This window comes from Thalassovita sp., assembly GCF_963691685.1.
In the GTDB taxonomy this organism is placed as follows: domain Bacteria; phylum Pseudomonadota; class Alphaproteobacteria; order Rhodobacterales; family Rhodobacteraceae; genus Thalassobius.
This window is the reverse complement of sequence record NZ_OY829290.1, coordinates 2456312-2469545: the sequence shown is the minus strand read 5'-3', so window position 1 is coordinate 2469545 and position 13234 is coordinate 2456312. Positions and strand designations below refer to the sequence as shown.

Below are 13234 nucleotides of genomic sequence, written 5' to 3'. Positions count from 1 at the left end.
CGGGGTATAACCCCCATGTGCGGGGCGAAGACGAGGGGGACAAGACGAGATGTTTTTGGAATTAATCGCAACCTTTGTGGCAGGGATCGCTGCGGCGGGCGGTATTATGCTGCTCAATAAGGTGGTGCGCGGCCGTCTGCCCCGCTGGTTGACCCCGGTTGTGGCCGGTCTGGCAATGCTGGCCGCCACGATCAGCAGTGAATATGGCTGGTTCGACCGCACCGCCAACAACATGCCCGACGGCTTTGAAGTTGCAAAAAAAGTAGAAGATCGCGCTTTTTATCGTCCATGGACCTATGCTTTTCCTTATGTCAGCCGTTTTATGGCTGTGGACACCCTATCCATTCGTACAAACGATGCATTTGAAGGGCAGCATATGGTTGAAGTTGCATTTTTTGGTCGCTGGGCGCCGGTACAGCTGGTGCCGATGCTGATCGATTGCCCTGCTGCGCAGCAGGCGGAACTGGGTGGCGCAGAATTTGGTGCAGATGGCGGCATTGAGAACGCCAATTGGGCCCCTCTGGCAACAGATGATGGGCTTTACAAGATTGTCTGTGGAGGGACAGCTTGATGTTAGTAAACCTCAGCCTTCGCTTGCGGGTTTTTCTGTTCTTTGCCCTGATGGGCTTGGGCGGGGTCGGCCTGTTTGGGTTGGCGCTCTATTTTGGATATGAGGCCGCGCAGGAGGGCGATCTGACCAGCGCCTTTGCGCAGGCAGCGATTATTGCTGGCTTTGGCCTCATGGGGATGGTCATGGGTGTGTGGCTGCTGTTTGACGAAAACGTTGCCAAGCCGATTGAACGCGTGGCCGCGCGGATGCGGGCCGGGGCCCATGCGGGTGTGAACCACCATATGGATATGGCGGGGGCCAGGTACCTGGGCGATCTTGGCCCGGCGGCCGAGGCAGTGACACGTCAGCTGATTGAGGCCTCGATGAACACGGCCGGGGCGATTGCCACCAAAACCCAGAAGCTGGAACTGGAAAAGGAACGGCTGACCAAGCTGCTGACTGAAATTCCGCTGGCGATGATCCTGGTGAACTCCAACCACCAGATCGTGCTTTATGACGGTCAGGCCGCCGCGGTGTTGGCGCAGATCCAGGCACCCCGTCTGAACACTGATATTTTCGACTACTTCGATCGCAAAGCGGTTGAGGCCGCCTGGGAAACGCTGATGCAGACCGGCGAAGAGGTGACCTTCCGCGCGCTTGGCTCCGCAAAGCGGCAGAACTTTGAGATCCGGATGAAGCCTTTGGACAGCGGCACCGGCTATATGTTGATCATCGAAAGCTCCGAGGTGGTGCTGGCGCCGGATGCCTCACGTCCGCTGATCTATGACTTTGAATTGCTTGAGCAAAACGAAGGTACCTCGGTCGATGATCTGAAACTGTCGGAACTGACCTACTGCGTGTTTGACACCGAAACCACCGGCCTGCTGCCACACAAAGATGAGGTTGTGCAGATCGGCGCGGTGCGTGTGGTGCGTAACAAGATCGTGGAGGGCGAGGAGATGGAAAGCCTCGTCAATCCGCTGGTGCCGATCCCCGCAGCCTCAACCAAGGTGCATGGGATCACCGATGCGATGGTGCAGAACGCGCCAATGATTGAGGATGCGACCCGCGAATTCCACGAGTTCGCCCGCTCTACCGTTCTGGTGGCTCATAACGCGCCGTTTGATATGGCCTTCATGCACCGCTACGGCAAACGCGCCAATCTGGAATGGCCGAACCCGGTGCTGGATACCGTTCTGGCCTCAGCCGTGGTGTTCGGCGCCAGCGAAACCCACACGGTGGATGCCCTGTGTGAACGGCTTGGCGTGGTGATCCCGTCGACCCTGCGGCACACAGCGATAGGCGATGCCCGCGCCACGGCCGAAGTGCTCTGCCGTCTGATCCCGATGCTTGAGGCCCGTGGCATTGAGACCTTTGGCGATCTGTTGCAGCACACCCGCAAACACGGGCGGATCCTCAAGGATCTCAACTGATCCAAAAGGTGGCATAAGTTTGCGCAAAAGCGGGGGGACGGCAAAATCTCCCCGCTTTTGCACGAAATCCGCTGAAATGGCGCCACATTTGACCGTTCTAAAAAGGGACAGAGCCAGTAATCCGGTCGAGTGAGAGGACGCGCCATGTTCCAGTTTTCCCAAACCAGCTTTCAGCCGCGCCATGGCCGGTTGTTTGAACTGATCCGTCAGCAAAACCTGCAGGACCGTCGCCGTCGCTTCAGCGATGAGCCGATCACGGACATCACCGCCGAAAGCCTGATCCGCGCGGCCAGCGCCAGCGTGATGCCGGCCCCCGGTTGGCAGAAAACGGCGCTCTGAGCACCGACCAAATTGTGGCAATGAAAAAGGCGACCGCAACGGGTCGCCTTTTGTGTGTCTGGTCTGTTTCTGGGCGCTGATTGGGATCAGCCCAGCGGGTTATCCGGATCACCGTCCCGGTCGGCATCCTGATTGCCGTAAAACCCTGTGGCGACCACGAACTTTTCCGAACTGTCAGAGCGTGACGCAGGCGGTTTGACGTTCACCACCTTCTTGAACTTGGTCTTCAGCAGCTTCTGCAACTCCCCCTCAGCGCCACCGGCCAGAACCTTGGCCACAAAGGTGCCGCCTTCGTCCAAAACGTCAAAGGCCAGATAGGCCGCCGCTTCGCAGAGCGCGATGATGCGCAGGTGGTCGGTCTGCTTGTGCCCCGAAGACGCCGCCGCCATATCCGACATCACAACATCGGCCTGACCGCCCAGCCAGTCTTTGACCTTCAGATCGGCGTCATCTTCCATGAAGTCGAGTTGGTGAATTTCCGCGCCGGCAATCGGCTCAACCTCTTGCAGGTCAACACCGATGATGCGGCCCACGGCTTTGCCTTTTTTCTCACCCAGCGCGTTGATGCGGGGCACCGCCACCTGACACCAGCCGCCCGGCGCGCAGCCCAGATCCACCACCCGTGCGCCGGGTACGAGGAACCGGTATTTGTCATCCAGTTCAAGGATCTTATAGGCAGCGCGGCCACGGTATCCATCGGTCTGCGCCCGTTTCACGTAAGGGTCGTTCAATTGCCGCTGCAGCCAAAGGGTTGAGGACATCTTTCGCCCGCGCGCGGTCTTCACCTTGACCGTCAGGTCCCGCTGGCCACGGCCAGAGGTGTTCTTGTTTGCACCGGGTTTGCCGACGCCGTATTTTTTCTTGCCGGGTTTCTTGGCCATCGTCTTACCTGTGTTGCCCTGCTGTTGCTGGGCGTTTGTTTGCGGGCCTTAGGGCCCGGTCCGTCTGATTTGGGTGGGTTTGGCGCAAGTTGCACCAAATGCCAAGCCCGCGTGTGGCGGATCGTGGCAATTGCCGTGATTTCTGTGCGTTTCCGGCTCAAAACCCGCTGTTTGATCCAGATCTAGGGTCAGAACGGCCCATCTTCCAGTACCCCATCCGCACTCATCTGCGCATAGAGCAGCCCTTCACGCAGGCCCCGATCCGCCACGGACAGCCGATCGGTTGGCCAGCAGCGCAGCAACGCCTGTAGGATTGCGGAACCCGACATGATCAGCGCCTGACGGTCCTGGCCAATGCGCGGATCGCGCCGGCGTCCCTGCGGGCCAAGGCTGAGGTAGTTGCGGATCACCTTGTCGATCTGATCTGACGTCATGCGTAGCCCGTCCACTTTGGTCCGGTCATAGCGTTTCAGCCCCAGATGGCTGGCCGCCACGGTGGTCACCGTGCCCGAGGTGCCGACGATCTGAAACCCTTCGCGGGTTTGCTCATCCGCGTAAGGCGAAAACTCAGAGAGGTTTTCCTCAAAAAACCAGCTCATCAGCGCAAAACGCGCGGCGTCATCTTCGACATCGCGGAACTGATCGCGCAGCGTTGCGACGCCAAGCGGCACCGAAATCCAATCCACCACCTTGGCGGCGGGGAAGGGGCTGTCGGCGGTCTGAAACCCCGAATGCAACCGCATGATCGAACGGGGGCGATCGCGTTTTGGCACCGATGTCAGATCAATCCACACCAATTCGGTTGAGCCACCGCCAATATCGACGACCAGCAACTGTTCGGTCTTGGTCGACACCAGAGGCGCGCAGGAGATAACCGCCAGGCGCGCCTCTTCTTCGGGTTGGATGATGTCCAGCTGCAGCCCGGTTTCGCGTTTCACCTGACGGATGAATTCGCGTGAGTTTTTGGCGCGGCGGCAGGCTTCGGTGGCGACCAGACGCATCCGGCGCACCTTGTGGCGTTTCAGCTTCTGCTGACAGATCCGAAGCGCCTGAACCGTACGCCCCATTGAGGCGCGACTCAGCCGTCCAGTGCTTTCCAGACCGGCGCCCAGTTGCACCGATTTTGAAAAGCTGTCCACCACATGAAATTGACTGCCCTTGGGCTGGGCAATCAGCATGCGGCAGCTATTTGTACCCAGATCCAGGGCCGCATAAAGCTCAGCCGGATCCGGCGGATTGGGCGCGGGGCTCTCAACCGGTTTCGGGAATGCGCCCGCACCTCTGGGACGCTTGGGCGCCATAGTCACGCCCTCCATTTCGAGTTACCCCCACGGTAGTCTCTCTGGCGGTTCGGCGCAAGGCGTGGCGCGGCGGCAGCGTAAATTTCACCCAAGGTCGCAGGACCGCCTCGGAATGTCGAAATTTGGCCTAGTGTCGCAATTTGACCGGTTTAAGCAGGAAAGAGAGGGGCGGCGGAATCACACCGCCCAAACGCGACTGTTGCAAAGGATCACTTAGCCCATGCCTGACGTCACTATCGTTTACTGGCGCGATATTCCCGCACAGGTCATCGTCGGCAAAGGGCGGCGTGGCGCCAAGAAACCTTTGGCAGAACGGTTTGAACAGGCGATTGACCGCGCCGCGATGAAAATTGGCGCCTCGGACACGGATGCCTATCTGGCGGAATGGCGCAAAGCCGATCCTTACGAGATGGCGGGCGATCCGGCTGAGATTGTCGCGGCCGAAGCCGCGCGTCTGGAAGAGGAATACGATCAGGAGCGGATCAAAGCACTGATCGCAAATGAGGGGTGGGACCGCGGGTGACCCCGCGCTGGCCACATATCACACACATAAGGGAGGCCGTGATGGCATTGCTGAATTTCCGCAAACGGGAGGATCGCCCGACAAATCCGGTCAACCCTCAGATGGAGGCCTTCCTGCAGGGCTACTCGATCGAGGTGATGCCGCGCACTGCGGCCAAGATCGACAATTTCCGCGATCTGCTGCCCGAAGGCACCCGGGTTTACATCGCCCACATTGAGGGCACCCCGATTGAGGACATGGTGGAAACCGCCGCGCGCCTCAGCGATGACGGCTACAATGTCATGCCGCATTTCCCGGCGCGGATCATCAAAGATGCCGCCACGCTGGAAGACTGGATCAACCGCTATCAGTCCGAGGCCGGCGTCAAACAGGCGCTGCTGCTAGCGGGTGGTGTTGCGAACCCTGTGGGGGAGTTCCATTCCTCGATGCAGCTGATGGAAACCGGCCTGTTTGACAAGGCGGGCTTCACCCATCTGCATGTGGCAGGCCACCCTGAGGGCAACAAAGACATCGACCCGGATGGGTCCGACAAAATGGTGATGGAAGCGCTGCGCTGGAAACAGGCGTTCAACGAGCGCACCGATGCCTCAATCGCGCTGGCCACCCAGTTTGCTTTTGACGCCGATCCGATTATCGACTGGGCCAACCGTCTGACCGTTGAGGGCATCACCCTGCCGATCCACATTGGCATCGCTGGTCCTGCAAAACTGCAGACCCTGATCAAATTTGCCATTGCCTGTGGTGTTGGGCCTTCGCTGTCGGTCTTGCAGAAACGCGCGATGGATGTGACCAAACTGCTGCTGCCCTATGAGCCGACCGATGTGTTGACCAAACTGGCGGCACACAGGGCCGCCAACCCCGATTTCAACATCACCAACGTGCACTTCTTCCCGCTGGGCGGGATCAAGACCAACGCCAATTGGGCGATCGACAACGGCGGCGCTGCTGCCGTGCCCGCCAACCTCGCGGCTGAAGCCGCAGTGTCGCAGTAAGGAAGAGCCATGACGCGCACCATCGTAGAATCCCCGACCAAGACCGCGATCATTGGTTTCGATCAGCCCTTCACCGTGATTGGGGAACGGATCAATCCCACCGGCCGCAAGATCCTGAATGCGGAACTGGAAGCGGGCGATTTTTCCCGCGTGCAGGCAGATGCCCTGGCGCAGGTGGCCGCTGGAGCCACCATCCTCGACATCAACTCAGGCGCGGTGTTTTCCAACAAGATGGCCGAAGATCCGCGCTACGCCGACAACAACTTTGTTGAACCTGACCTGATGCGCCAGCTGGTCGAAAAGGTGCAGGAAGTCACCGATTGCCCGCTGTGTATCGACAGCTCCGTGCCCGGTGCGCTTGAGGCCGGTCTGGCCGCTGCCAAAGGTCGCCCGCTGCTGAACTCGGTCACTGGTGAAGAGGAACGGCTGGAGCTGGTGCTGCCGCTGGTCAAGAAATACAACGTGCCGGTGGTGGCCATTTCCAACGATGACACGGGGATTTCTGAAGATCCCGAAGTGCGCTTTGCCGTGGCCAAAAAGATCGTCGAACGCGCCGCCGATTTCGGCATTCCGGCCTATGACATCGTGGTCGATCCGCTGGTGATGCCGGTGGGGGCCATGGGGTCCGCTGGTTTGCAGGTGTTTGAGCTGAACAAACGTCTGCGCAATGAACTGGGGGTGAACACCACCTGCGGTGCCTCCAACATCTCCTTCGGGTTGCCGAACCGGCACGGCATCAACAACGCCTTCCTGCCGATGGCGATGGCGACCGGCATGACCTCAGCGATCATGAACCCGGTGGCGTTGCCTGTTGGGCCGAAGAAACTGGCCGAGAAAAAGGCCGAAGTGGAAGCGGCAGGCATCATTCTGCCCGCAGACATGGATGATGAGGCGTTCTGCCAGATGTTCGGTCTTGGCTCGACCAAACCGCGCGCTGGTAAAGAGATGGAGGCGATCCGTGCCGCCAACTTCCTCACCAACAATGATGAGGGTGGCGCTGAATGGATCAAGTTCAACAAACCCGCGGGTGATGCGGGTGAAGGCGGGCGTGGCCGCCGTGGTGGTGGCCGCCGCCGCCGCGCTTGATGAGAGGGAGGGAGCGAGGCGCTGCCTCGCGCTCCGGAGCATTTTTGGAACATTGAAAGGGCGGCCCTTCGGGGGCGCCTTTTTGCTTAGGTGATTGGGGTGGCTAGTTCGACAAGGCAGCCGTTCAGGTCACGCAGGTAAGCGACCGTCTGGCCCCAGGGTTTTTCCGTTGGGGGCACAACGGGGCTGCATCCGGCGTTGAGCGCGGTCTGGTAAGCGCTCGCGACGCCCTCCGTGACGAGGCAGATTTCCCAAGCGGCAGCGAGGGATTTGGCGCTGTTGGGGTTGACGGCAAGGCCGTTCAGTTCAATGGCATCGAGCGCGGCAAAGGCCAGTGCGGTGGCGCCGGTCTCCATCTCGGCGTAGGTCTGGCTGTCATGCAGGAAGCGGCAGGACAGGCCAAAGGCGGTTTCGTAAAATGTGACCGTTTGCGGCACATCGGCGACGTAGATGATGGTGTATCCTAGTTTCATAGGCTGGGTTTAGCAGGGCGGGCCGCGGCGCTCTTGGATAAATCAGACATCGATCAGCGAAATCGCCACATGCAATTGGGGCAGCGTCAGGTTTGGCGGCACATGGGCCGGGGTGAAGCCGCCGAAGCGCTTGAAGGCGCGGGTCATATGGCTTTGATCGCTATACCCTGCCTCAAAACCCGCGGCGCTGAGCGGCAGGTGGGCGTCGCGGATCAGCCGCAGGGCGCGGTGAAACTGGACCAATTGCGCATAGATTTTGGGCGACAGGCCAACGGTTTGCGCAAAACGGCGCTGCAGCTGGCGTGGGCTGAGCGACAGGTGATCTGCTAGGCGGGGCACGGGCAGGCGCCCGCCGCTGTGGTGGATCAGATCCAGCACCTCAGTCACATCCGGTGCCTGTGCCACGCTGAGCCTTGGGGACAGTGATTGTTGGAGCAGGCGGGCCAACTGGCGCGGTGATGTGGGGCCCGCCGGCAGTGAGACCTCAGGCAGGAGTGCCAGTGCATCGGACTGCCGCAGCGATCTGTCTTGCATTTCCGCCAGCCGATCGCCCCAGATCAGGTGGCTGTAAGAGGGGCGCAGGCGCAGGCCAATCCAGCAGTCACCGGGCTGTTCCGGCACCGCAAAGGCGCGGGTGGCCGGGCCGGTCAGCACCAGATGCGGCGGCGTGGGGTTCAGTCGGTTGTAACGCAGGATAATGTCACAGCGGCCATCCGGTAGCACCAGCGAGGTGCCTGTTGCGGTGGCGCGATGGGTCCAGGACGCCTCAACCGAGCGGGTCAGGCGCGGCGACAGCTGGCGGTCGCGGTAACCGGCGGGCAGGGGCATGGATCAGCCCCAAAAACGGATCAGACCAGATCCTTGTCGCGGGCAATCATGGCGGCATGGGTGCGGTTGCGCGCCTGCAGTTTGCGGCTGAGCGTTTTGACATGCAGTTTGACGGTCACCTCTTGCACGTCGAGGTCGCGGGCAATCTCTTTGTTGGCCTTGCCCTCACAAATGCCGCGCAACACGTCCATTTCCCGTGGGGTCAGGTGAATATCTGCGGTGTTGCCCGGTGCGGAATCCAGGAAATGCTGCGGCGTGTAAATCCCGCCCTTAAGCAGGTGCTGCACGGCAGAAATCAGCGTTTCCGGCGCAATGGTCTTGGGCAGGAAGCCCGAGGCCCCGGCGGAAAGCGCCCGGCGGGCCACATCGGGCGACGCGGTGCCTGAAATAATGGCAACGGGCAGCTCTTCGTTGGTTTCCATCGCTTTCAGCAGGCCCTCAGGCAGTTTCATGCCCGGCATCGTGTAATCCAGCATGACCAGTTCATAACTGCCGGTTTTTTCGATCATCGCCATGGCTTCTTGGAAATTGGACGCCTGATCGACATGAAGATCCCCCATGTCCCGCAGATAGGCTGCGAGGGTTTCGCGCACCAGATCGTGGTCGTCAGCAATCAAAATTCTGGTCATTGCAAAAGCGGTCCTTGGTATTCCAACACGTTTCAATAAAACAAAACTTTGGGCAAATGACCAGAACGTCAATTTGACGGCCGCTTCCCGTGGTTCAATAAGGAGAAAATTTGTGCGTTGAACCTGGGGACGGTGCCTGAAAATTCCCCCTATACAGTTGGATAGGCCTCTAGACGCACCGTGTCAATTTCCGCAAGCTGGGTTTTAAGAAACAAGACAGGTCGAGGTTATGAAACATTCAAGACGAGGTTTAGCGCGTTTCGTCATGGCTTCTTTGGCTGCGTTGACGCTGATGGGACCTGCTGCACCGCTTTGGGCGGGCTCGGCCGATCCGACACCTGAAACCATTGTCATGACGGTCACCTATGAGGATGGCAGCGGCCGCGATATGCGGGAGCTGACCCTGGGCGAGGTGATGGAATTGCCGGTGGCGGGATTTGAAACCTCGACCGTCTGGACCGAAGGGGTTCAGCGCTTTGACGGTGTGTGGCTGGAAGACCTGATTGCCCATCTGGGCCTCAGCGAAGGCACGCTGGAGCTTTCGGCGCTGAACGAATACCTGGTGGAATTTAAGGCGGATGAGATCCCGGGCAGCAAGGCGTTGGTCGCCTATCGCCACAATGGAAATCTGATGTCGGCGCGGGAAAAAGGCCCGCTTTGGATCGTTTACCCCTATGACGAGGGGCCGGAGTTTCAGACAGAATTGACATTCATGTCAAGTATTTGGCAGTTGGACCGGATTGTCGCGCTGCCTTAACTGGCACCTCGGATGCAAAACTGGCAAAAAAGCCATGCAGGCCCTTAGATGGGCCTGACTTTTGCATTGGAAAAAGGCTAGTCTGTCAACGGGATGAGTGAGAAGGAGACGCCGATGGGGCTTTGGCGCCGGTTCCTGAGTGTTGGGGTCTGGGTGCAGTCCGCCATTTTGGGGTTGGTCATTTTGATCAGCCTGCCTTTGTCTGTGCAGATTTGGGGTGAGGTGTCGCGCAAACTTGAAGAGTTGCGCACCTCTCAGAACGACAATGTGATCTGGAACCTGACCCAGTTGGAGGTTGAGTTCCTGAAGTTTGAACGCACCCTGATCTTAGGCATTCAGGAGGGCGCACCAGATGCCAAGCAGCTGCAAGAGGTGCGGCGCCGCTTCAACATCTACTTCAGCCGGTTGGAAACACTGAACGGCGGGGCGCTTTATCAGCGTGCGTTCGAAGAATACGGCACCATGGGGATCCTGACCGGATTGCGCATGGAAGTGGCTGAAATCCTGCCCTATTTCGATCTGCCGGATGATGAATTTTACACCAAGCTGCCAGAAATTCTGGCCATGCAGGAAGGCCGAGAACGTCTGGTGCGTCGCATTATCGCGCGCGGCAATCAGTTCACTGGCGTGCATGGTCAGGCGCAGCGGGATGATATCAGCCGGCTGCTGTTGCGCCTGTCGATCGCCTCAATGGTGCTGTTTGTGGCGCTTGGGCTTGCGACCATTCTGTTCTTCCGCCAATCGATGGGCCACCGGGCCCGCGCGATTGAGCACAAACAATCCTCAGCCCGGTTTGCCACTGTTATCTCCACCTCACCGGATGCGCTGATCGTGACCGATGATGCGGGCAATATTGTTGAGTTTAACCGCGCCGCAGAGCGCCTGGTGGGCATCGAACGGGCCCGCGCCCTTGGCAAACCCTTCCCGCGCTATCTGACCGATCAGGACGGCCAGTTGGCCGATCTGCCGCTGGCCAATGGCAGCCGCATCGCCGGCGTGCAGCTGACCCTGCAGACCGCCAGCAGCGCTTTGGTGCCGGTGGAACTGTCACAGGGCGTGGCCGAGTTTGAGACGCAGCGCTTCTACGTTTACTTCCTGCGCGATATTTCGGATCGTCTGGCCGCCGACCGGGCGCTGTTGGCGTCACGGGATCGGGCGCTTGCCGGGGAACGGGCGAAATCGCGGTTCCTTGCGGTGATGAGCCATGAGATGCGCACGCCTTTGAACGGCATCCTCGGTTTGGTCGAACTTCTCCGCAGCGGGGACACCCCGCCCGAGGAGCAGAAGCGCTACCTTGAACTGCTGCGCAACTCGGGCCAGATCCTGCTGGATCACGTGAATGACGTGCTGGACATCGCCCAGCTGGAAGCCGACGGCGTGCGGCTGAACCCGCAGCCCTTTGATATGGACCAGATGCTGGCCGATATCCTTGGCCCGATGGAGGTCGCGGCAGAGGCGCGCGGCAATCACATTGCGCTGGATAAATCCGGCCCGCTGGGCTGGTTTACTGGTGATGGTGCGCGGCTGCGGCAGGTTTTGACCAACCTGATCGGCAATGCGGTGAAATTCACCGATGAGGGCGCGGTGATGGTCTCGGCTGTCAGCTACGCCGGGCGGCGGGGTGATACGGCGATGGTTGAGTTCCAGATCACCGACACCGGCGTCGGCATCGCCGAACAGGACGTGGCGCGGATCTTTGATGATTTTGTCCGGATTGATCGGGGCGACAGCCAGCAGCCTGAAGGCACCGGCCTTGGTCTGGGTATCGCCAAACGCATCGTTGAGGCGATGGGTGGCCAGATCGGCGTCGACAGTATTGAGGGCGATGGATCCACCTTCTGGGTGACGCTGGAGCTGCCCCGCGCGACCCCCGTTCAGGCGGGGTTGGGCGCAGGCGCCGCCCTGACCGATCAGGAAGAGGCAGAAAATCCCCTGAAAATTCTGGTGGTTGAAGACAATGCCACCAACCGTCTGGTCGTACGGGACCTGCTGGAACGTTATGGCCACTCCGTAAGCGAAGAGGTGAACGGCAAACTGGGCGCCGAACGGGCCGCCGCGGAAGAGTTTGATGTGATCCTGATGGACCTCAATATGCCGGTTATGGGCGGCTTGGAGTCCTGCAAGCGGATCCGGCAGGCCGGTGCCTCACAGAACGCGCGGATTGTGGCGCTGACGGCCCATGTGCTGGAGCGCGATGATCGTATCTATGCTGAAGCCGGAATGGACGGTGTCCTGTCCAAACCGCTGGATCGTCAGGATCTTCTGCGGGTGCTGCGCGGTGAACGGCAGATCCACACGCGTCAGCAACACGGGCAAGAGGTTCTGGATGAGGGCCATCTGGGGCAGGTGATGTCCTCACTTGGGCCAGACCGATCCCGTGATCTGATGCAGGGCCTCGGGCAGGAGGTGGACGCGCTGATGATCCGCCTGAAAGAGGTCGATATGTCCTCCCCCTGCGCGGCCTCACTGATGGCTGAGGTGCATTCCATGGCCGGCTCCGCGGCGATGGTCGGCGCGCGCAAGCTGCGCAGTTCATTGAATGATCTTGAAGGGGAATTGGAGCGCGGCGGGGAGATTGATCTGCATCGCTGGCGCGATCATCTGATCCCGATCTGGCAGGAGACCCAGCAGGCGCTGAACGCGCTTGAAGCGCGGGTGCATTAACCGCGCGACGAGGTCCCAATCAATAAAATGGTTTTTATCGCTTTATGTCTGGCGTAAAAGGGATCGGTCAGACCAGAGGTGCCTAAATGAAAGCCGACTTTCGCGCGTTGAAACAGGAACTGCGACAGCGGATCGTGCAGGGCATCTGGCCGCCGGGCACCTTGCTGCCCAATGAGGTGGATCTGGCGGCGGAGTTTTCCTGCGCCCGGGCCACCGTCAACCGTGCCATGCGCGAATTGGCCGAAGAAGGTCTGGTTGAGCGTAAACGCAAGGCTGGCACCCGGGTGCGGCAGGCCCCGTTGCGGCAGGCGCGTTTCTCTATTCCCTTGGTTCGACAGGAAATCGAAGCGCAGGGCGCGGCCTATCGCTATGCTCTGGTGCGGCGTGAGGAACAGGATGCCCCGGATTGGCTGCGGGCGCGTCTGGGTCTGGGGCTGGGCGCGCGGGTGTTGCATCTGATCTGCATGCATTACGCCGACGGAAACCCCTATCAGCTGGAAGATCGCTGGATCAATCTGGAGGCCCTGCCAGATGCGGCGGGTGCGGATTTCGCTGCCACGGGACCAAATGAATGGCTGGTTGAGGCGGTGCCGTTTTCCGATGCGGAAATCAGCTTCTCCGCGCTTGCCGCTGACCCGGAAACCGCCCGTTACCTCAGCTGCACGGCAGGTGATGCCCTGTTTATGGCAGAACGCTCCACCTGGTGGGAGGAACAGGCGATCACCTATGTGCGGCTGAAGTTTCAGCGCGGCTACCGGATGACCACCCGTTACTGATT

Annotated in this window: 14 protein-coding genes; 9 read left to right on the top strand and 5 right to left on the bottom strand. The window is 60.0% G+C overall.

Translation table 11 applies throughout. The annotated features are described in order from the left end of the window. Positions 1–76 precede the first annotated feature (76 nt). The 3 genes from ACORLH_RS12055 (at position 77) to ACORLH_RS12045 (ending at position 2322) form a co-directional block, all read left to right on the top strand. Complete coding sequence (locus ACORLH_RS12055; protein ID WP_321828657.1) at positions 77–571, top strand: hypothetical protein; 495 nt, start codon at positions 77–79, stop codon at positions 569–571. Continuing rightward, positions 571–1983 carry an exonuclease domain-containing protein gene (locus ACORLH_RS12050; RefSeq protein WP_321828656.1) on the top strand — a complete coding sequence of 471 codons (1413 nt, stop codon included), beginning with the start codon at positions 571–573 and terminating at the stop codon, positions 1981–1983. Before ACORLH_RS12055 ends, ACORLH_RS12050 begins: the two co-directional genes overlap by 1 nt. A gap of 144 nt (positions 1984–2127) precedes the next feature. Further along, on the top strand, positions 2128–2322 hold the full coding sequence (locus ACORLH_RS12045; RefSeq protein ID WP_058242878.1) for a hypothetical protein: 195 nt from the start codon (positions 2128–2130) through the stop codon (positions 2320–2322). 86 nt (positions 2323–2408) lie between these two features. On the opposite strand, the gene ACORLH_RS12040 is transcribed toward ACORLH_RS12045, so the two are convergent. Together ACORLH_RS12040 and ACORLH_RS12035 are read right to left on the bottom strand one after the other, a co-directional pair. Then, on the bottom strand, positions 2409–3203 hold the full coding sequence (locus tag ACORLH_RS12040) for an RlmE family RNA methyltransferase (protein ID WP_321828655.1): 795 nt from the start codon (positions 3201–3203) through the stop codon (positions 2409–2411). Positions 3204–3391: 188 nt separating this feature from the next. Further along, the gene (locus tag ACORLH_RS12035) at positions 3392–4504 is read right to left on the bottom strand and encodes a Ppx/GppA phosphatase family protein (protein WP_058242880.1); all 1113 of its coding nucleotides are present in this window, start codon (positions 4502–4504) and stop codon (positions 3392–3394) included. Positions 4505–4724: 220 nt separating this feature from the next. On the opposite strand from ACORLH_RS12035, the gene ACORLH_RS12030 reads away from it, so the two are divergent. From ACORLH_RS12030 to ACORLH_RS12020, 3 genes are read left to right on the top strand one after another with little or no spacing between them, the layout of a single operon-like run. Continuing rightward, positions 4725–5027, top strand: a complete 303-nt coding sequence (locus ACORLH_RS12030; RefSeq protein WP_058242881.1) for a virulence factor — start codon at positions 4725–4727, stop codon at positions 5025–5027. A 41-nt stretch (positions 5028–5068) separates the two neighbouring features. Next, on the top strand, positions 5069–6019 hold the full coding sequence (locus tag ACORLH_RS12025) for a methylenetetrahydrofolate reductase (protein WP_321828654.1): 951 nt from the start codon (positions 5069–5071) through the stop codon (positions 6017–6019). A gap of 9 nt (positions 6020–6028) precedes the next feature. Beyond that, on the top strand, positions 6029–7105 hold the full coding sequence (locus ACORLH_RS12020) for a dihydropteroate synthase (RefSeq protein WP_321828653.1): 1077 nt from the start codon (positions 6029–6031) through the stop codon (positions 7103–7105). A gap of 86 nt (positions 7106–7191) precedes the next feature. Here the strand turns inward: ACORLH_RS12020 and ACORLH_RS12015 are convergent, their stop codons facing one another. From ACORLH_RS12015 to ACORLH_RS12005, 3 genes are read right to left on the bottom strand one after another with little or no spacing between them, the layout of a single operon-like run. After that, positions 7192–7578: a VOC family protein gene (locus ACORLH_RS12015; protein ID WP_321828652.1), complete on the bottom strand. Its 387-nt coding sequence runs from the start codon at positions 7576–7578 to the stop codon at positions 7192–7194. 42 nt (positions 7579–7620) lie between these two features. Beyond that, entirely contained in the window at positions 7621–8406 is a 786-nt protein-coding gene (locus tag ACORLH_RS12010) for a helix-turn-helix transcriptional regulator (protein WP_321828651.1), read from the bottom strand. A gap of 20 nt (positions 8407–8426) precedes the next feature. Continuing rightward, complete coding sequence (locus tag ACORLH_RS12005) at positions 8427–9035, bottom strand: response regulator transcription factor (RefSeq protein WP_321828650.1); 609 nt, start codon at positions 9033–9035, stop codon at positions 8427–8429. A 265-nt stretch (positions 9036–9300) separates the two neighbouring features. Here ACORLH_RS12005 and ACORLH_RS12000 point away from each other — a divergent pair, with 265 nt between their 5' ends. The 3 genes from ACORLH_RS12000 to ACORLH_RS11990 all read left to right on the top strand — a co-directional run bounded on the left by ACORLH_RS12000 (position 9301) and on the right by ACORLH_RS11990 (position 13232). Next, positions 9301–9792, top strand: coding sequence for an oxidoreductase (locus tag ACORLH_RS12000; RefSeq protein WP_321828649.1), 492 nt, complete (start codon positions 9301–9303; stop codon positions 9790–9792). 114 nt (positions 9793–9906) lie between these two features. Continuing rightward, positions 9907–12456, top strand: coding sequence for a hybrid sensor histidine kinase/response regulator (locus ACORLH_RS11995; protein ID WP_321828648.1), 2550 nt, complete (start codon positions 9907–9909; stop codon positions 12454–12456). An 86-nt stretch (positions 12457–12542) separates the two neighbouring features. After that, entirely contained in the window at positions 12543–13232 is a 690-nt protein-coding gene (locus ACORLH_RS11990) for a GntR family transcriptional regulator (protein ID WP_321828647.1), read from the top strand. Positions 13233–13234: the final 2 nt, after the last annotated feature.

What these genes read in the sequence shown, in the direction of transcription:
- ACORLH_RS12030 (WP_058242881.1), top strand. Translation starts at nt 4,725, where the DNA reads ATGCCTGACGTCACTATCGTTTACTGGCGCGATATTCCCGCACAGGTC.
- ACORLH_RS12040 (WP_321828655.1), bottom strand. Translation starts at nt 3,203, where the DNA reads ATGGCCAAGAAACCCGGCAAGAAAAAATACGGCGTCGGCAAACCCGGT.
- ACORLH_RS12010 (WP_321828651.1), bottom strand. Translation starts at nt 8,406, where the DNA reads ATGCCCCTGCCCGCCGGTTACCGCGACCGCCAGCTGTCGCCGCGCCTG.
- ACORLH_RS12050 (WP_321828656.1), top strand. Translation starts at nt 571, where the DNA reads ATGTTAGTAAACCTCAGCCTTCGCTTGCGGGTTTTTCTGTTCTTTGCC.
- ACORLH_RS12035 (WP_058242880.1), bottom strand. Translation starts at nt 4,504, where the DNA reads ATGGCGCCCAAGCGTCCCAGAGGTGCGGGCGCATTCCCGAAACCGGTT.
- ACORLH_RS12005 (WP_321828650.1), bottom strand. Translation starts at nt 9,035, where the DNA reads ATGACCAGAATTTTGATTGCTGACGACCACGATCTGGTGCGCGAAACC.
- ACORLH_RS12020 (WP_321828653.1), top strand. Translation starts at nt 6,029, where the DNA reads ATGACGCGCACCATCGTAGAATCCCCGACCAAGACCGCGATCATTGGT.
- ACORLH_RS12045 (WP_058242878.1), top strand. Translation starts at nt 2,128, where the DNA reads ATGTTCCAGTTTTCCCAAACCAGCTTTCAGCCGCGCCATGGCCGGTTG.
- ACORLH_RS12015 (WP_321828652.1), bottom strand. Translation starts at nt 7,578, where the DNA reads ATGAAACTAGGATACACCATCATCTACGTCGCCGATGTGCCGCAAACG.
- ACORLH_RS11995 (WP_321828648.1), top strand. Translation starts at nt 9,907, where the DNA reads ATGGGGCTTTGGCGCCGGTTCCTGAGTGTTGGGGTCTGGGTGCAGTCC.
- ACORLH_RS12025 (WP_321828654.1), top strand. Translation starts at nt 5,069, where the DNA reads ATGGCATTGCTGAATTTCCGCAAACGGGAGGATCGCCCGACAAATCCG.
- ACORLH_RS12000 (WP_321828649.1), top strand. Translation starts at nt 9,301, where the DNA reads ATGGCTTCTTTGGCTGCGTTGACGCTGATGGGACCTGCTGCACCGCTT.
- ACORLH_RS11990 (WP_321828647.1), top strand. Translation starts at nt 12,543, where the DNA reads ATGAAAGCCGACTTTCGCGCGTTGAAACAGGAACTGCGACAGCGGATC.